Source organism: Mesorhizobium sp. M1D.F.Ca.ET.231.01.1.1 (assembly GCF_003999155.2).
Lineage (GTDB): Bacteria > Pseudomonadota > Alphaproteobacteria > Rhizobiales > Rhizobiaceae > Mesorhizobium.
In genome coordinates this window covers 14,336-31,328 of sequence record NZ_RZOZ02000002.1, presented here as the reverse complement: position 1 = coordinate 31,328, position 16,993 = coordinate 14,336, and the positions used below count along the sequence as shown (strand labels likewise).

The following is a 16,993-nucleotide window of genomic DNA, read 5'->3' as shown; positions in this document are numbered from 1 at the left end:
TTACCCGATTGTCAGCGGTTCTTGCCGGGAACCCATAGCACGTCGGCATTTCCGTTGTCATTGACCGCTCGCGCGGCGACGAACAGGAAGTCGGAGACGCGGTTGATGTATTTCAGCGCCTCGCGGTTGACGTGCTCGGCAGGATGCTGCGCCAGCGCCACCATGATGCGCTCGGCGCGCCGCGCCACCGTGCGCGCCAGATGCAGGGCGGCCGCGGCCGGCGTGCCGCCGTTCAGCACGAACGATTTCAGCGGCTGCAGGTCCTTGTTGAGAAGATCGATGTCCTTTTCGACGCGCCCGGTCTGCGCCGCGACGACGCGCAGCGGCTCGTAGTCGAGCGGCTTGCCCTCGTCGGGCACCGCCAGATCGGCGCCGAGGTCGAAGAGATCGTTCTGGATGCGGGAGAGCATGGCGTCGATAGCCGGATGATCCTTTGCGGTGTGGACCCGCGCCATGCCGATGCAGGCATTGGCCTCGTCCACCGTGCCGTAGGCTTCGACGCGAAGATCGGATTTCAGCCGCCGGTCGCCGCTGCCGAGGCCGGTGGTGCCGTCGTCGCCGGTGCGGGTGTAGATCTTGTTGAGCTTGACCACGTCGCTCTCCCGTTCCGTTACTTGCGGGTGAAGTAGACGGTCAGCATGATCAGCACCAAGGCTATGAACTGCAGCAGCACGCGGGCCTGCATCAGCTTGTTCGAGGTGAAGCCGGAGCCGCCGCGCATCATGTTGATGAGGCCGCGGATCAGCACGACCACGACGGCGGCCATGACGAGGATGGCGAGGATGTTGAAGACGGTTGCCATGGGCTGGCTCCAGTTCGGTTTCGGTCAGGCGCGCCTGGCGAGCACGCGGTAGAGCGCTGATGCCGGCAGGATGCGCTTGAGCGCCACGCCGATTCTGGCCGGCACCGTTACCACATAGTGCGGGCGCGGGCGCTGTGACAGAAGCGCGTGGCGCAAGGCGGCATGAACGACCTCCGGTCCGGGCTTCAGACGCGAGACGCTGCCGCCGGCCTGCAGCCGCGCAAGCTGGGCCTGGTAGTCGGCGCGGTGGACAGAGTTCTCGATGTCGATATTCTTCAAGAACCAGGCCAGGCCGTTGCTGGCGATCTTCGAGGTCACCGGCCCCGGCTCGATCAACGAGGCATGGATACCGCTGCCTTCGAGTTCCTGGCGCATGCACAGCATCAGGCCTTCGACGGCATGTTTGGACGCCGAATAGGCGCCGCGAAAACGAACTGGGGCGAGGCCGAGGATCGAGGAGCAGTGGACGAGGCGGCCATGGCCCTGGCGGCGCATGACCGGCATGACGCGCCGCGTCAGGTCGTGCCAGCCGAAGAAATTGGCCTCGAACTGCTCGCGCAGCGCCTCGACAGGCAGATCCTCAACGGCGCCGGGCTGCGCATAGGCGCCGTTGTTGAACAGCGCCGCCAGCGTGCCGCCCGTGCGCCCCAGCACGGCATCGACCAGGGCGGCGATGGAGTCGGTTTCCCGATAGTCGAGATAGAAGGCCTCGATGCCGTCGGCTTGAAGCGCTGCGATGTCGGCCGGCTTGCGCGCGGTGGCGAACACGCGCCAGCCTTCCGCCTTCAAGGCCCGCGCGCAATAGGCACCTATGCCGGAGGAGGCGCCGGTGACGATGATGCTACGCAACTGTTCAGCGGTGGGCAACGTTGTCTGACCTTGCCATTTGCCGCAATCCCTTCCCATATTCGCGGCGTCGACACAATCGAGCGGAGCGCGGGCCCTTGCTCAGGAATATCGTCGCGGTCAAGCGCGTGCTCTACGATGCGATCGGCCATTTCAACACCGACGACGGCTGGGCAATGGCCAGCCATCTGGCGATCACCTCGCTGATGGCGCTGTTTCCGTTCCTGATCTTCGCCACGACGCTGGCCAGCTTCCTCGGCGCGCGCGCCTTCGCCGACACGGCGGTGCACCTGGTCTTCGATACCTGGCCCGAGCAGATCGCCAAGCCGATCGCGCGCGAGGTGCAGAACGTGCTCACCGTGCGACGGACCGACCTTCTGACCTACGGCGTGCTTTTGGCCGCCTACTTCGCTTCGAACGGCATCGAGGCGCTGCGCACCTCGCTCAACCGCGCCTATCGTGTGACCGAGACGCGCGGCATCATCCACCGCAGGGTGCAGAGCATCGTCTTCGTGCTGATCGCGACGGCCTGCTTCCTCGCCGTCAGCGTGCTTCTGGTGTTCGCGCCGCTGCTCGGGCGGCTGGCCGAGGCGCATCTGGAATGGATCAAGCCCTATATGGGAACGATCACCATATGGCGTTACGTGATCGCCTCCACGGTCATCGTCATCGGCCTGTTTTCGGTGCATATCTGGCTGCCGGCCGGCAAGCGCCGCTTCGTCTCGATCGTTCCCGGCATCGTCTTCACGCTGGTCGCCTGGCTGGCCGGCTCGACCATCTTCGCCACCTATCTCGACCATTTCTCGTCCTACGTGACGACCTATGCGGGGCTGGCCTCGATCATGATCGCGGTGGTGTTCCTCTACATCATCTCGGCGATCTTCATCCTCGGCGGCGAGCTCAACGCCGCGATCAGCCGCTATCTCGAGGCGCGCGCCCGCGTTGGTTGAGGTCCGCGCGACCCGGCGGTGGCCAGGCCGACGCCAAGAGTGGCGATCGCCATGCCGGCGATCTGCAGCGCATTGAGCTCTTCGCCGAACAGGGCACAGGCGATGACGGCGGTGACGGCCGGCACCAGATAGAACAGCGACGCGACTTTCGACATTTCGCCGTCCCTTATCATCACCATCAACAGGAAAATGGCGCCGACCGACAGCACCAGGACCAGCCAGGCCATGGCAAAGATGAGCTCACCGTTGACGGTGATCGCGCGCGTCTCGAAGGCGAGCGACCCCAGCATCGTCACGACCGAGCCGCCGACATATTGCCACATCGTCGCCGAGACGAGGTCGCTGCCAGAGGCGAAGCGTTTCTGCCAGATCGTTCCGGCGGCCATGCCGAGCACCGAGACCAGCGAGGCCGTCAGCGTTGCCGCGGTGACGCCGCCGCCGATCATGCCGAGCTTTGGCCAGAGCACGATGACGACGCCCATAAGCCCGACGGCAAGGCCCGCCCAATGGCGCGGCAGGATCGCCTCGCCGAGGAATTTGCCGGCAAGCACCGCCGTGATCAGCGGCTGCAGGCCGACGATCAGCGCCGAAAGCCCAGCCGGCATGCCCCGGTGGATCGCCCAGAACACGCCACCCAGATAGACGCCGTGCATGAGGACGCCGGCCACCGTCGCGTGAAGCGCTTCCCCGCGGCTCGCCCGCCGCGAGCCGAGCAACACAGTCAGGCCCGCAAACAGGATCGCGGCCAGCACGAAGCGGATGGCGAGGAAGGTGAAAGGCTCCGCCCACGGCATGGCATAGCGTGCGCCGATGAAGCCTGTCGCCCAAAGGACGACGAAGGAGGCGGGGATGAACGGCTTGATGCTGTGCATTGGGAGGAGGGCTCTGGCTGCGGGTGAAAAGTTGATGACGGCAATTGCTCTAATGCCGTTCAATTCGGCAAGCAAAACGAAACGGTTGATCCATAAGCTCATTCGAATTCAACACGGGTGCCAGAGGGGCATGGCGTTAAGGCACGCCATGAGCAGGCATGCTTTTGCATCTCGGTACGACTTGGCTCCTGTTCGCGGTCGCGACCGTCGCCGTGTTCGGTTTCTTTTTCGGCACGGCGCTCGATGCCATCATGAAGGACGACGGTTTCGGCTCGACCGGCAACACGCTGCTGTTCACGCTGGGCTTCTTCGTCGCGGTGATGGTCGCCAATGAGCACGGCATCACCTTCAGGGACCTCAGGCTGGCAGTGGCATGGGGTTTGAGCGGCGCCTTCGTCTTCATCAGCGTGATGGCACTGATCAAAGCGGGACTTGCCCGCCTGTAGTCAAAGCCCGATCAGCCGCTTGACCGCCTGCGGCGACGCGCCGGCGTCCCGAAGCGCGGCAAGGCCGGTATCCTTGAGGCTCTTCGACAGCTTCCTGCCGTCCGGCCCGAGTATCAGGCGATGGTGGAAATAGCGTGGCGGCGCAAGGCCCAGCAGTTCCTGCAGCAGGCGCTGCACGCCGGTGGCCGCGTAAAGGTCCTGACCGCGAACGACATGGCTGACGCCCTGCAGCGCATCGTCGACGACCACGGCGAGATGGTAGCTGGTCGGGATGTCGCGGCGCGCCACGATGACGTCGCCCCAGGCCTGCGGCTTTGCTTCGACGGGGTGCGCCGCAACCATGGTCTCGTCGGTGAATTCGGTCCATGACAAGGCGCCGGGCACCCGCGCCATGGCCGCTTCGACATCGAGCCGCCAGGCGAAAGGCGCATTCTCGGCCATGCGCCGCTTGCGCTCCTTCATCGGCAAGGCCTTGTCGAGAGGCGGGTAGAGCGGCACGCCGTCGGGGTCGCGCGGCCAGTCGCGGCCATGGTTTTCGGTTCCGGCGATGAAGGCGCGGATCTCGCCCCGGCTCATGAAGGCGGGATAGACGAGCTCCTCGGCGATCAGCCGGTCGAGCACGGCCTTGTATCCGGAAAAATGCTCGGATTGGCGCCGCACCGGCTCCTCCCAATCGAGCCCCAGCCATTTGAGGTCGCGGAATATGCAAGCCTCGAATTCAGGCGTGCAGCGCGTGACGTCGATGTCCTCGATGCGCAGCAAGAGCCGTCCGCCCGCCCGCGTCGCCATTTGCTGGTTGAGCAAGGCCGAATAGGCATGGCCGAGGTGCAATTCGCCGTTGGGGCTCGGCGCGAAGCGAAATGTCAGGAGCGTCATGTCTCGGGCGGCATTCGGGTTGAAAGGCGCTTCCGCCGGTTGATAGTTAGCCACCACCAATTGCCACTTCGCGGACGCCTAGGGAACAAGCAAACGTGCAACGCATCGCCACGCTCGACGACATTGCGGCAGGGCTGGACGCGCTCTGCCTCATCGATCCGCGGCTGGAGCAGGTGCGTGGCATGGCGGGCGAGGTGCCGCTGAGGCTTTCCGAGCCCGGATTCGGCAGCCTTGCCTCGATCATCGTCTCGCAGCAGGTGTCCCGCGCCAGCGCCGATGCCATCTTCGGCCGGCTGACCAGGCTGGTCGATCCGCTGACGCCGGAAGCGATACTTGGCGCCGGCGAGGACATTTTTCGCGAGGCCGGCTTGTCGCGGCCGAAGCAGCGCGGGCTGATCGCGATCGCCGAGGCTGTGGCCGCAGGGCTCGATCTTTATCACCTTTGCTCGCTCGACGCAGGCGAGGCGATCGCGGCCATGACGGCCGTGCCCGGCATCGGCCCCTGGACGGCGGAATGTTATCTGCTTTTCGCCGCCGGCCATCCGGATGTCTTTCCCGCGCGCGATGTCGCGCTGCAGACGGCGGTCGGTCATGCGCTGGGCATCGACCCCCGTCCGCCGGAGAAAACACTGATTCGGCTGGCCGAATCATGGAGTCCGTGGCGAGGGGTCGCGTCGCGGCTTTTCTGGGCCTACTATCGCGAATTGAAGGGCAGGGACGCGGCGCCCCCGGTCGAAATGGCCAAAAAAGCATGAAAATCATGCGTTTTTGACCGTTTGGACGAACGACAATCCGCTTCACATCCCTGTCATGTCGGGCTTACAGTATTCGCGCCGTTCGGTTCTAGAACCAAGGAGGCTGAGGACGTGACGGTTGCCGTATCTCCGGATGGGCTTCCCGCGCTGGTGCTGAATGCGGACTACCGTCCGCTCAGCTATTACCCCCTGTCGCTCTGGTCGTGGCAGGACGCCATCAAGGCCGTCTTCCTCGACCGGGTCAACATCGTCGCCGAATACGAGCACGCCGTCTCCTCGCCGACCTTCTCGATGAAGCTGCCCAGCGTGGTGAGCCTGAAGGCCTATGTGAAGCCGTCCAGGCATCCCGCCTTCACCCGCTTCAACGTCTTCCTGCGCGACCGCTTCCAGTGCCAGTATTGCGGCACGCCGGACGACCTCACCTTCGACCATGTCATCCCGCGCCATCGCGGCGGGGCGACGACCTGGGAGAATGTCGTGGCCGCCTGCTCGCCCTGCAATCTCAGGAAAGGCGGGATGATGCCGGCGCAGGCCAAGATGTGGCCGCTGCAGAAGCCATACCAGCCGACGGTGCACGACCTGCACAACAACGGCCGCCTGTTCCCGCCCAACCATCTGCATGAAAGCTGGATGGATTATCTCTATTGGGACGTCGAACTGGAACCTTGAGATCGTTCGAGAATTCGGGAGGCTGGCCGCCTGAAGCGATTTTCTGCGCTTCCGGTGCTCACGGACTTAATGTCCGCTCCGCTCCGGTTCTCGAAAATCACTCCATCCAACTCATCCTGCCGAATTCTTGAACGATCTCGCGTCGGCGCTGTGGTGCCGGCTCAGTCGCGCGACAGCGCGCTGCGGAAGGCGACGGCGGCGAGGATGAAGCTGGCGATGGCGTTCCAGCCGGCGAGCGACAGGCCGAGGATGCGAAGCGCTGCCTTGTCGCAGGAGGGCGGCACGAATTTGTCGAGCGCGTCGAGCACGCCCTTGCCGCCGGTGTCGACCGGGCCGGCGCCGGCGGTGCAGTCGGCAGGCCCCGGCCACCAGGCCCATTCGACGCCGGAGTGGTAGACGCCGAGATAGAGGCCGTAGAGCATCAGGAGACCGCCGATCGCGAGCAGCCCGCGCGTCACCCAGGCCGGCGCGCGCAGCATCGAGGCGATCACCGCCGCCAGCATCAGCGGCGCGCCGACATAGTAGGGCGTGCGCTGCTCCAGGCAGAGATGGCAGGGGATGTAGCCGCCGATATACTGGAAGGCCAGCGCCGAGCCGACCGTCGCGGCCATGGCGACGGCAAGGAACAGCGCGGCGCGCGTCCGCTGGCGTCCGGTGTCGGCATTCATGGTCGCTGTCATCGGTCCTTGATCCCGTTCGCTTGGGCTTATCCGTGCGCGTATCTGACCGCGATATAGAGCAAAATAAGGGCAGCGGCGCCGGCGCTGACAATCATGCCAAGGCGTTTTTCGATGAACTCCTTGATCGATTCGCCGTAGCGGCGCAGCAGCCAGGCAAGCAGCAGGAAACGGGCGCCGCGCGCCACGATCGCAAGCCCGATGAAGAGCAGCAGGTTGACGCCGATGACGCCCGAAAGAATCGTCACCACCTTGATCGGCGGCAAATGCGCCGCGCCCGAGGTGATGAGCATCAGGACGATGAAGCCGACGCCGGACGAAACCCGCAGCTGCTCGAACTCGTCGTATTTGCCGTAGAATTCGAGGATCGGCTTGGCCACCGCCTCATAGGCATAATGGCCGATGAACCAGCCGAAAATGCCGCCCAGCACCGAGGCGACCGTGGCGATCAGCGCGTAGCGATAGGCGCGCTCGGGCCTGGACAGCGCCATCGGCAGATAGAGCACGTCGGCCGGCACCAGGAAGACCGAGCTTTCGACGAAGGCGATGAAGGCCAGCCACCATTCGGCCGATTTGCGCGCCGCCAGCGACAGGGTCCAGTCGTAAAGTCCGCGAAGCATCGGCTCTCCTAATGCATGCCGCCCCGGATAGCGCAGTGGTTTTCGGTCACTGGGATGCGCGAGACAAGGACCCAAAGCGCCGCATCCAGCGCTTTTCGCTCTGGGCGCCTCGACATGCCCGCCTGTCTAGAAAGATTTTCCGCGCCGCACAATGGCGGCGCGGTCACGAAACCGAAAGGCGCGGCCAGCGCTGCCAAATCGGCAACAGCCCAGTTGACGAAAACCCGTCCACTCGTATAGTCCGCGCCCATCCAGGCCGCCCGGCCTGAGCCCCTATGGCGGAATTGGTAGACGCGCTCGACTCAAAATCGAGTTCCGCAAGGAGTGCTGGTTCGATCCCGGCTAGGGGCACCAACGCCTTTATGTAGGTGTTGGGCTACCTGACTTTTTTCCGATTTTTGTCCCGCACCTCGTCATCGAATTTTTTGATGGGACAATTTTGTCTTCAAAGTCGAGACGCACCGCCCGGCCCAGACACGCAAGACAAGTCAAAGGCAACTCTGGTGTGTTATATACGCTGTGTTCTCGGGGCGGGTACGAGATCGATGGATCAGGAAAGACTTCTAGCCGCAGTCCTCTTAGCTGATGTCGTGGGCAGCACGCCCCTCTATGAGCGCCTCGGCGACGATGCCGCTCTGCAGCAGGTCTCGGATTGCCTGGGCGCGATGCGCGAGATCGTCGCCCGGTACGGCGGTGATTTCATCCACTCGAAAGGCGATGATGTACTCAGCCTATTCAAGAACCCGGAGGCGGCGCTAAGGGCCGTCTGCCAAATCAGCCGGCAACTGACGGAAGGGCCGTTGAGCGCCCGTATCGGACTGCATTTCGGGGCGGTCATTCGCACGCGGGGCGAGGTATTCGGTGACGCTGTCAATGTCACCGCAAGGTTGTCTACCACGGCCAATCCCGGGGAGGTGCTGATCAGCCAGAGTTTCTGCGAAGCGCTTCCCGCGGGGAGCCGCAGTGGCTTGCGGCTCCTCGACAAAATGGCCTTGAAGGGGAAGCAAGAACTCTTCGATGTCTATACTCTGTGGAGCGACGATGAGGCCCGTACGCAGATCACCAGCCGGGGTACCATCATCGACAGGCACGTCGCTCCGCCGCCGCAGATCAATCTGGTCATCCGCTATGGAGATCAGTTGCGATCCTGTCGAAACAACGAATTGGTGACGATCGGTCGATCCCCGGAATGCAATATCGTCGTCCAGCGGCCCTGGGTCTCAAGGCACCACGCGGCGTTCACCATTTCGAATGGCAAGGCCCGGCTTATCGAGCGAAGCTCGTCGGGCACATTTGTGTCGATGGGATCCGACCATGAAGTATTCGTGCGCCGCGAAGACATTCTCCTCTTCGGCTCCGGCGTAATCTCGCCGGGACGGAGATCGTCCCTCGGCGACGCCCAGATCCTCCACTACGAAATTGTCTCAGGCTGACCCTGCCGGCTCGTTAGCCGCGATCGACTGCAAGCGGCGCGACGATCTCTTCGGCAATTCTGCATGCGCGCAGCGCTGGTTCGCTGACGCGGTCAATGTTCGTGCTGAACCTTTTTCCTGGCGTCTCGTCCAGCAGAATGGTTGACGATCAAGCCCCGCGGCCCGGCTGCCTGACCGCCTTCCTCGCGGGCTTTGCCGCCGTCTTGCGCCTGAGCTCGTTGGACTTCGCCAGCGCCGACCGTTGGGCGGCGTGCCCCGGCTAGGGCACCAATGCCTTTTTCATGCGTTGATTTTGCCCACTTTTTTGGCTCTCTTTGTCCCGCTTTCGGCAACCACGTTGTGCGGTGGGACAATTCTGTCAGTTTTTAGTTTCGGGACGAGCAGGTGCGCGACCTAGCTGCCATGCGCCCGCGCTGGGCTTTTTGGGTGTAGAGCGTCGTCTGCCGCTGAGTCGTCCAGCCGAAGATCAGACGAAGCGGTGGCCGAGCTCGAAGCCGTCGACACCGCTCGTCGCGAACGCAGACAAATACACACCGAGGAAATCGGATGACTGATTGCTCCACTTTCTCGAAAGCTGATGGCTGAAAATTCCGGTCCGGTGTCGATTGCTGCCGCCATCGCCACTCTACGTGCTACAAAGATCAACGCCTCCGACGCCGATTTGCAGTCGCTGGTTGCATCTTCGCGGCGGAGCGACACCGCCCGATACGCTGCGATTGTGTTGTGGCCGAACGGGTTAAGTCGAATGGACGAAGACGAGATTCCTCCGAACAGAGTCACGTTCAAGAACATTGAGGAAAGAGCGAATTCTCTACGCGAATTATTGACTGAATCCATCTTCCCTAGGTTGATGCGGGGCCACGACAGGTTCGCCGGCGCGGAAGATTTAGAAGCTCGCTTTCGGGCAATGAACTCTGTCCATCCGTTTGTACCCGCTTGGTACGAATTGTTGGACAGCGCGGCCAAGTCGCTCGAATCCGGCTCAATGCAAGTTTCGGAGGAGGCCACATTTCTGCTCGGCCTCCGATTTGCTCTCTATCGCCTGAGGTCGAGCGAATATTATGGAGATATACTCAATAAGCTTATCGATAAAACTCAGTTTTTTTCTACACTTTTTGAACTATTTGTGTGTATTACGTACTCATTTGAGTTGCAGCAGGACATCACTTTCGTTCCAGAGAGCAATATCAAAGGCGAAAAGCGGCCTGACCTAGTTTTCAAGTCAAGTGACGACGCTCTCGTTTACCTTGAGTGCAAAAGCATGCTCGATGATGTTCGAGTTGAGCAGCAAGTTTGGTTGGATATCCAGGCGGCTATCGCAAAAAAATTGAAAAGATCACCTGTGAGTCTTTCAGTTTTAGTACGCGCCGATAGCAGGCTCAAGCCGCGCGACAGCGACGCCATTATAGTGGCGGCTTCTGACGTGATTAAGAATTATCCGCTATTGACACGCGCAGACACGGATGAATTTTCCGTACGAGTTGCAAAGATTTTGGAAGCTGACGAGCATATGGAGCTGCCCTTTGAAGTACGGGCACTCGATGGCGCAGAGTCGATGATGCATGGCGGAGAGTATTACGAAGCCGAAATTGGAGGGGTCAAAAAAAGCTTTGCTCGGAAGCTTTGGAAAATAGATACGTTTACGTTCGCCGATACAAAACAGTCAGAAAGAATAGTTGGCCTCATTAAGGACGCCAGTAGGCAGCTCCCGCGTGACGTTCCGGGCGTCATTCATCTGCAGATCCCTTATCGAGATCCGCGCCACTTTCAGTCGGTTCTGGATGAGGTAAAGAACGCAGTCGAGGATGAGAGCTCTAAGCGGGCTCATGTCTGTGCTATTGTGATAACAGGTCGCTTTCAAGACAAAGATAAGCACAGGAAAGCGGGAAGCGATCCAATCCTCACTTTTCATTCTGTCATTCCAAACTATAATGCTGAATATGTGCTCCCGAAGGATTTTCGGTTGCTAGGTTCGCATCCTAGTATGACGGTTACTGACGAGAATGATACCAAAAGAGCGTTTGAAATGGGTCCAGAAGGGAGCCTCCTGACAGAGTTTGCGCCTGAAACAGAGTTATCGGATCATGAGGGCGTTCACATCGTTCAGTATTGCTCCCGGGACGGCCGTCGACAGGTCAACATTTGGCAAGATTTCAACAAGCGTGCACGGGTAGAAGTTTGGCACGAGCATGCCGGTCATCACACTTTGGATATCGATTTGAGTACGATCCGCGTGAAACAAACAAACAAGGCGTTGGTGACTTGGAGTAAGCGAGGCATCAGCTTCGTAATAAACGGGAATGAGGTGATCAAGTCTTATAGCGGCGACGATTGACCGCTTTCTCCTGCCGCCTAGGTCGCTGGAGAGTAAAAGCGCGTTGTCAGTCACACCAAGGCAACCGCTTGCCCGTCCAACGCCGGCTAGGGGCACCATCCTTCGCTCTGCGAGCTTCGGGTGGCAGGCCAACCGACGCACCCCTACCGCATATTCCCCGTGTGCCCCTGCGAATACCGCCCCGGCTGCGGCCATACCGTCAGCCCGTGCGGCTCGACGCCGACGCGGATCTTGGTCACGGCGCCCGAGGTCGTGTCGATCATATAGACTTCGCTGTCGAAGCGGCCGGAGAGCCATAGCTGCCTGCCGTCGGCGCTGACATTGCCCATGTCCGGGCTGCCGCCGTCCGGGATCGGCCATTGGGCGACGACCGAGCGGGTGGCGAAGTCGATCACCGTCACGCTGCCAGGCCCGTCGGCGCGGCCCTGCTCCATCTTGTGCGAGCCGCGGTTCGAGACGTAGAGCCGCTTGCCGTCGCGGCTGACGACGAAGCCGTGCGCGCCTATTCCGGTCGCAATGAAGCCGATCTCCTTGAAACTGTCGCCGTCGATGAGGAAGACGCCGTCATTCATCATGTCAGCGACGTAAAACACCTTGCCGTCGGGCGAGAGCCTTATGTCCTGCGGCATGCCCATTTTCGACAGATCGAGATGGCCAAGCACCTTCTGGTTCTTGAGGTCGATCTTGGCCAGGCCGCCGTCGCCATATTCGCAGGTGAAGATCGCGTAGGAATTGTCGGCCGAGAAATCGGCGTGGTTGATGCCAGGGCAGGTCGGCGTCGGGATGATCGATTTCAGGGCCATGGTCTGCGGGTCGCGCAGATCGAGCTGCCTCAGCGCCTCGTCGACGATGATGCCGGCACTGCCGTCGGGCATGAAATACATGTTGTAGGGGTCGTCCACCGGCACCTGCTTGCCGGGTTTGGCGGTCGTCGGGTCGATCGGCGTCAGGCTGCCGTTCCTGCCGGTGCCGTTGTTGGCCACCCAGAGCGTCTTCAGGTCCCAGGACGGAACGACGTGCTGAGGCTTGCTGCCGACCGGAAACCTGTCGACCTCCTTGAGCGTCGCCGGGTCGATCACCGAGACGCTGTTCGAGGAGCGGTTGGGCACATAGACGCGCGGTAACGCGGCTGACGTCGCCTGGCTCATATTGCCGGTGGTGGTGTGGCTGTAGACGTTGACGGGCGGCGGCGCGGGCTCGGAGCAATCCTCGGGGCAAGTATCGGCCAGGGCCCGGGCCGGAAGCGTGGCGAGCAGGACAAGCGGCGCACAGAGGCGGGCGAAGCGCAGGAAGGTTTCGATCATCGGGAAATGCTTTGTGGTGAGGGCCGGCCGGATCCGGCCGCCGGATGCCATAGCCGGTATGCCGCCTTTCATCTAGCGCCTTTTCAAGAGGCTCCGCATGCGGTTGCGCAGGAGGCGCGCCATGTTGCGGGTCTCGCGGTAGAGGTGCAACTGCGAGGCCGCCTGGCGGGCCAGCCGGTCGGCGTCGGGCGTCAGGCCGACCACCAGCGTGCCCATCGGCTTGCGCTCCATCCACAGCCGGCTCATCACCGGATGGTCGGGCACTGCGCAGGAATCGGTCATGACGATGTTGGGGTCGTCGAGATGCTGCTTCGTCACCTCGATCATCAGCAGCGTGCCCGGCGAATAGGCGGAGAGCGTCTCGTCATAGGCCGTCTTCCAGGTGTAGGCGACACCCGCCTCGACGAAGACCACCAGGCAGGCGATGGTGCGGCCGTCGAGCTTCAGCGAGTGGATGCGGCACATGTCGTGCTCGGCCAGCCTGTGCACGGCCTCGCGGGCGAAGGCGGCGCGGTAGCGGTCGATCGCCATCGCCGTGCGCTCGCGGCCCTTCCAGCCGGCGGCTTCCAGCGTCAGGAAGCTTTCGATGGCATGGCGGATCTCGTCCTGTCCGCGCGCCACGAGATGCTCGAGCTTGCCGAGGTCGGCGAGGCGCCGCTTCAGGCGCCGGAATTCGCGATGGTGATGCGCGCGCAGCGATGTCTTGAGGTAGTCGTCGCCGTCGGCATCGCTTTCCAGCACCGGGCGCTCGGCCTTGCCGGTGACGACCAATGTCAGGCCGCGGCTGTCGGCAAAGGAGGTGAGCAGGCTCGCCACCGGGCCGTCGAGCTTCATGTCGGGCAGCACGAACACCTTCGGCAATTTGAGATGCGGCCTCCCCAGCATCGAGAAGAAATCCTCGATGACGCCGACCGGATCGTCGCGGTCGACCAGCGGCGTGCCGAGCGGCCCGAAAGGGCTCGCCCAGGTGCGCATGACCGGGACGCCGAGCGGGATCGCCGGGCGCTCGACCGAGAACGGCACCAGAAGCCGCAGCCGGTTGCGGTACTCGTCGCCGTCACGGATCACGGCCAGCCGCACTTCGCGGTCCTCGAGCCTCGGCATGGCGGGCGCCACGAAGCGCGGGTTGAAGAAGACGTTGGGCTCGATCGTGCGGGCGCTGAGATAGTCGAGCTCCTCGACGAGGTCGAAGCCGGCCGAAGCCGGATAGATCGCGAGCTTGCGCTCCGGCCGGTTGTTGGCGAAGAGCTCGATATGGGCGGGATCGGCCTCCCTGACGAGGCCGGCAAGGCCCGACACCATGGCGCCGGCCGGACCGCCGCTGGTCTCTTCAAGCAACGGAACCGCGGCCATCAGGCGACTTCCCTATTTGCAGGCACGAAAATCGCCATGACGATGCCGAGCTTGCGCCAGACGGTGAAGGACAGCGCGCCGGCCTCGAAGACCATGGCGAGGCTGGTGGCGATCGCCGCGCCCCAGAGGCCGAAGTGCGGAATCAGGATGACGTTGAGACCGATGTTCAGGGCAAGCGTCATGGCGTAGACGGCGGCGCAGATGTTCTGGTTGCCGCTCATGGTCAGCAGGCTTTCGCAGGGGCCGACGGCGCCGCGCGCGACGACGCCTAGGACCAGCAGGAAAAGCAGCGGATAGCCGGCGGTGAATTCGGGGCCGAACAGCACCAGCATCGGCTCGCCCAGCGCCAGCACCAGCAGCGCCATCGCCAGCGAGGGCCAGAACGTCCAGGAGACGGTCTCGCGGGCGAAGGCGGCGAGCCTTTCGGGCTCGCCATGGGTGAACTGCGCATAGCGCTGGGCAACGCCCGCCTTGACGGCGAAATAGACGAAATGCACCAGCGCCAGCGTCTTCACCGTCGCGAAATAGACGGCGACGTCATTGGGGTCGAGATAGGCGCCGACCATCAGCACGTCGGCATTGGTGAGCAGGAAGAAGAAACTCTCGACCAGGAAGATCGGCAGCGAGACGAGGAACCACTGGCCGAAATGCACGGTCATTGGTCCGGCCGGGATTTTTTTCTCCATGCGCGAGGTGACGCCCATCAGCTGGCCGAGCGTCGTGACATAAGTGGCGGCGATCGAGGCGAAGATCGCGATCGTGGCATCGGGCACGTAGCGCATGGCGAGCATTGCCGCCATGAACACCAGAATCAGCACCGGCCGGACGAGATAGGTCGGCGACAGCGCAAACAGGGCCCATGAATTGGCGCGCGCCAGCCCCTGCAGCAGATCGCCCATCGCGATCATCGGCAGGCAGATGACGCCGAGGATGAAGGGAACGACGTAGTAGCTCTCGATCCAGGGCGAGGCGAGCCACACGCCGAGCGCGCCCAGCCCTGCGATCAGCGTCGAGGCGACCAGCACGAACAGGCGGCTCGCCATCACGATGCCGCGCAGTTCGGCAAGCATGCCGCGCTCGCGATATTCGGGAATGAAGCGGATGACCGAGGTGTGGAAGCCGAGGCAGGCGAGGTTGCCGACGATCACCATCGTCACCCAGACGAGCACGAAGATGCCGTATTCGAACGAGCCCATCCAGCGCGCCATCAGCACCTGGCTGATGAACGCGATGACGGCGCTGACGATGCGGATGGAAAAGGCGATCAGCGACATGCGGCCGGCTTCGCCGCGCTCGTCGGCGGTGAACAGCGCGGCATCGATGCGGCCAAGCAGCGGCCGCATGCGCAGCGCCCAGCGCTGCGGCAGGAACCGCCCGGCAGTCGTCGCCGCGGAAAAGCGCACCCCGAATACTCTCCGTTTTCCGCCTCTTTTTCGGCATTCCGGTCTATCCGAAACACCTTAAGAAACGGTTGGGTGGAGCGCTTCCTTCTCCCCGTCAATATACGGTGAGGTGGGCGTGGTCCGCGCAGCAGACGAAAAGCCAATTGCTTGGCTTTTCGAACGGCGAACGCCGGCAGGAGGATGAGCGGCAGTGCAGGCTTTCGAAGGATCGCGCTACGGCAAATCCTGCGGAAGTTGCATGGATCGTAGACATCGGGCGCTGGCGTTGCCCCCTCATCCGACCCTTTCGGGCCACCTTCTCCCCGTGAAATGGGGAGAAGGAAAGGGTGTCTCTTACATCCCCTTCATCGCATCGCACGACACGTTCGGGTTCATGTCGGCGAAGGCGCCGGTGGGGTTCGGCTTCCAGGCCCAGACATGCAGCTCGTAGAACGGGCCGAGGCCGTAGCGGTTGGGCGCCGTGTTGAAATTGAACAGATGGCCTTCGAGCGAGGCCGGACCCTTCGAGGTGATATACTCGACGGCGATCAGCTTCAGCGTGCCGTCGGCCATCGGCTCGTACATCACCGCCTCGGGCTTGGCGACGTCGACGGCGTCGTCCTTCAGATAGGCGGCGTTGACGTAGTGGATGCCCATGGCGCCGCCGGTGAGGCCGCTGGCGCAGGGGATCGGCGCATAGCCTTCGGCTTTCGCGGCCGCGACGTCCTCGAAGCGGCTGTCGGCCGCCCGCACTTTTTCGGCGAGCGGGTTGACGGTCTCGGCCTCGGCGGCACCGGTTGCCAGGACGGCCAGGACCGATGCCGCGATGAGGCACCGGGACCAGTTGTGGATTTTCATTTTCCTCTCCAATTCGGTTGAGGCGCGCAAGGCAGAGCCGGCCAGGTCGATGGGCGGCCCTGGAATGCCTGCGGCGCCTGTAATTGCTGGCGGGACCGCTCAGGTCCGCCGGTCTAAGATCAGCGGTGATGCCACCAATACTCCCAATATTCGCGTGGCATCTCGCGCTGCTCGAAGCCGATGTCGCGTCTCAGATAGTCATCCCGCGGCGGCAACCGGCGGCGCCGGTTCCGCAGAGGCGAAAGCAGCGCCGACACGGCCCGCCGGATGAAGCCGCGCCGTGGCGTGAGGATATCCGCCGGGGCGGATACACTCTCGCTGTTCGGCATGACATCAGGTCCGCCTCCGGCGGGGACGATCTGGAGCGCATCGCTGCGTCGCGGATCAGCGATAAAAGTAGGGGTCGAGGACCCGCACCTCCGTGATCTTGTCGACGGGAAGCGAATTCTTCTGCGCCGTGCTGCGGATCGCCTCGGGCGAGGGCGCGTCGTAGACGCAGAAGCTCTTCGACTTGTCGGGCGAGACGAAGGACTGCACCCAGGTCACGCCCTTTTCGGCGTTGCGGGCGATGACGCCGCCCATGGCGGTCGCGCCGGCATCGTTCATCGGCACGTTGAGCCCGTCGGGAAATGTACGTTCAACCAGATAGCGAGGCATGATTGCTTTCCTTTGGTGATTGAATCGCGCTCGGTCCGAGCGCAGCCGGACTAAAACCACGCTCGCAAAATCCGCGCATCGGAGTCTTTCCCCATATTGGGGCGGGACGATTCCCTATATTGGCGACGTTATTTGTGGAGAGAAGCACCGCAATGTGT

Annotated in this window: 20 protein-coding genes and 1 tRNA gene; 7 read left to right on the top strand and 14 right to left on the bottom strand. The window is 62.8% G+C overall.

Going from position 1 to position 16,993, the window contains the following annotated elements; all coding sequences use genetic code 11:
* Positions 1-11: 11 nt before the first annotated feature.
* Genes EN874_RS06590 through EN874_RS06580 form a run of 3 tightly spaced genes read right to left on the bottom strand, consistent with a single transcriptional unit; the run spans position 12 to position 1,708 of the window.
* Entirely contained in the window at positions 12-593 is a 582-nt protein-coding gene (locus EN874_RS06590) for a cob(I)yrinic acid a,c-diamide adenosyltransferase (protein WP_127426128.1), read from the bottom strand.
* Positions 594-610: 17 nt separating this feature from the next.
* Positions 611-802: a twin transmembrane helix small protein gene (locus EN874_RS06585; RefSeq protein ID WP_126087439.1), complete on the bottom strand. Its 192-nt coding sequence runs from the start codon at positions 800-802 to the stop codon at positions 611-613.
* Between the two features lie 24 nt (positions 803-826).
* The gene (locus EN874_RS06580) at positions 827-1,708 is read right to left on the bottom strand and encodes an SDR family oxidoreductase (RefSeq protein ID WP_127426129.1); all 882 of its coding nucleotides are present in this window, start codon (positions 1,706-1,708) and stop codon (positions 827-829) included.
* Between the two features lie 38 nt (positions 1,709-1,746).
* On the opposite strand from EN874_RS06580, the gene EN874_RS06575 reads away from it, so the two are divergent.
* Positions 1,747-2,598, top strand: coding sequence for a YihY/virulence factor BrkB family protein (locus EN874_RS06575; protein WP_126087441.1), 852 nt, complete (start codon positions 1,747-1,749; stop codon positions 2,596-2,598).
* Here EN874_RS06575 and EN874_RS06570 read toward each other — a convergent pair.
* Positions 2,568-3,470: a DMT family transporter gene (locus EN874_RS06570; RefSeq protein WP_127426130.1), complete on the bottom strand. Its 903-nt coding sequence runs from the start codon at positions 3,468-3,470 to the stop codon at positions 2,568-2,570. The two genes, EN874_RS06575 and EN874_RS06570, sit on opposite strands and share 31 nt — an antisense overlap.
* A 158-nt stretch (positions 3,471-3,628) precedes the next feature.
* Between EN874_RS06570 and EN874_RS06565 the strand changes: the two genes are divergently transcribed.
* Entirely contained in the window at positions 3,629-3,916 is a 288-nt protein-coding gene (locus tag EN874_RS06565) for a hypothetical protein (protein WP_126087443.1), read from the top strand.
* Here EN874_RS06565 and gluQRS read toward each other — a convergent pair whose 3' ends face one another.
* A complete protein-coding gene (gene gluQRS, locus EN874_RS06560) occupies positions 3,917-4,792 on the bottom strand; it encodes a tRNA glutamyl-Q(34) synthetase GluQRS (protein ID WP_127426175.1) in 876 nt (291 codons plus the stop codon).
* A gap of 95 nt (positions 4,793-4,887) precedes the next feature.
* Here gluQRS and EN874_RS06555 point away from each other — a divergent pair, with 95 nt between their 5' ends.
* Positions 4,888-5,547, top strand: coding sequence for a DNA-3-methyladenine glycosylase (locus EN874_RS06555; RefSeq protein ID WP_127426131.1), 660 nt, complete (start codon positions 4,888-4,890; stop codon positions 5,545-5,547).
* 111 nt (positions 5,548-5,658) lie between these two features.
* Positions 5,659-6,216, top strand: coding sequence for an HNH endonuclease (locus EN874_RS06550; protein WP_013892845.1), 558 nt, complete (start codon positions 5,659-5,661; stop codon positions 6,214-6,216).
* Positions 6,217-6,377: 161 nt separating this feature from the next.
* Here EN874_RS06550 and EN874_RS06545 read toward each other — a convergent pair whose 3' ends face one another.
* From EN874_RS06545 to EN874_RS06535, 3 genes are read right to left on the bottom strand one after another with little or no spacing between them, the layout of a single operon-like run.
* Positions 6,378-6,896: a disulfide bond formation protein B gene (locus EN874_RS06545; RefSeq protein ID WP_127426132.1), complete on the bottom strand. Its 519-nt coding sequence runs from the start codon at positions 6,894-6,896 to the stop codon at positions 6,378-6,380.
* 26 nt (positions 6,897-6,922) lie between these two features.
* On the bottom strand, positions 6,923-7,513 hold the full coding sequence (locus tag EN874_RS06540) for a YqaA family protein (protein WP_127426133.1): 591 nt from the start codon (positions 7,511-7,513) through the stop codon (positions 6,923-6,925).
* Positions 7,514-7,521: 8 nt separating this feature from the next.
* Entirely contained in the window at positions 7,522-7,764 is a 243-nt protein-coding gene (locus tag EN874_RS06535; protein ID WP_127426134.1) for a hypothetical protein, read from the bottom strand.
* Positions 7,765-7,782: 18 nt separating this feature from the next.
* On the opposite strand from EN874_RS06535, the gene EN874_RS06530 reads away from it, so the two are divergent.
* From EN874_RS06530 to EN874_RS06520, 3 genes are all read left to right on the top strand, one after another.
* A tRNA-Leu gene (locus EN874_RS06530) sits at positions 7,783-7,867 on the top strand.
* A 191-nt stretch (positions 7,868-8,058) separates the two neighbouring features.
* Positions 8,059-8,946, top strand: coding sequence for an adenylate/guanylate cyclase domain-containing protein (locus EN874_RS06525; RefSeq protein ID WP_168247394.1), 888 nt, complete (start codon positions 8,059-8,061; stop codon positions 8,944-8,946).
* Positions 8,947-9,523: 577 nt separating this feature from the next.
* Positions 9,524-11,281 (top strand): hypothetical protein, encoded by a 1,758-nt coding sequence (locus tag EN874_RS06520; protein WP_127426136.1) that lies wholly within the window; start codon positions 9,524-9,526, stop codon positions 11,279-11,281.
* Between the two features lie 143 nt (positions 11,282-11,424).
* Here EN874_RS06520 and EN874_RS06515 read toward each other — a convergent pair whose 3' ends face one another.
* From EN874_RS06515 to EN874_RS06490, 6 genes are all read right to left on the bottom strand, one after another.
* On the bottom strand, positions 11,425-12,657 hold the full coding sequence (locus EN874_RS06515) for a YncE family protein (protein WP_245516025.1): 1,233 nt from the start codon (positions 12,655-12,657) through the stop codon (positions 11,425-11,427).
* On the bottom strand, positions 12,658-13,938 hold the full coding sequence (locus EN874_RS06510; RefSeq protein WP_127426138.1) for a GNAT family N-acetyltransferase: 1,281 nt from the start codon (positions 13,936-13,938) through the stop codon (positions 12,658-12,660).
* The gene (locus EN874_RS06505; RefSeq protein WP_127426139.1) at positions 13,938-15,341 is read right to left on the bottom strand and encodes a lipopolysaccharide biosynthesis protein; all 1,404 of its coding nucleotides are present in this window, start codon (positions 15,339-15,341) and stop codon (positions 13,938-13,940) included. Before EN874_RS06505 ends, EN874_RS06510 begins: the two co-directional genes overlap by 1 nt.
* 333 nt (positions 15,342-15,674) lie before the next feature.
* The gene (locus EN874_RS06500; RefSeq protein ID WP_127426140.1) at positions 15,675-16,178 is read right to left on the bottom strand and encodes a hypothetical protein; all 504 of its coding nucleotides are present in this window, start codon (positions 16,176-16,178) and stop codon (positions 15,675-15,677) included.
* Between the two features lie 119 nt (positions 16,179-16,297).
* Positions 16,298-16,507, bottom strand: a complete 210-nt coding sequence (locus EN874_RS06495) for a hypothetical protein (protein WP_127426141.1) — start codon at positions 16,505-16,507, stop codon at positions 16,298-16,300.
* A gap of 55 nt (positions 16,508-16,562) precedes the next feature.
* Complete coding sequence (locus tag EN874_RS06490; RefSeq protein WP_127426142.1) at positions 16,563-16,835, bottom strand: DUF4242 domain-containing protein; 273 nt, start codon at positions 16,833-16,835, stop codon at positions 16,563-16,565.
* Positions 16,836-16,993 lie beyond the last annotated feature (158 nt).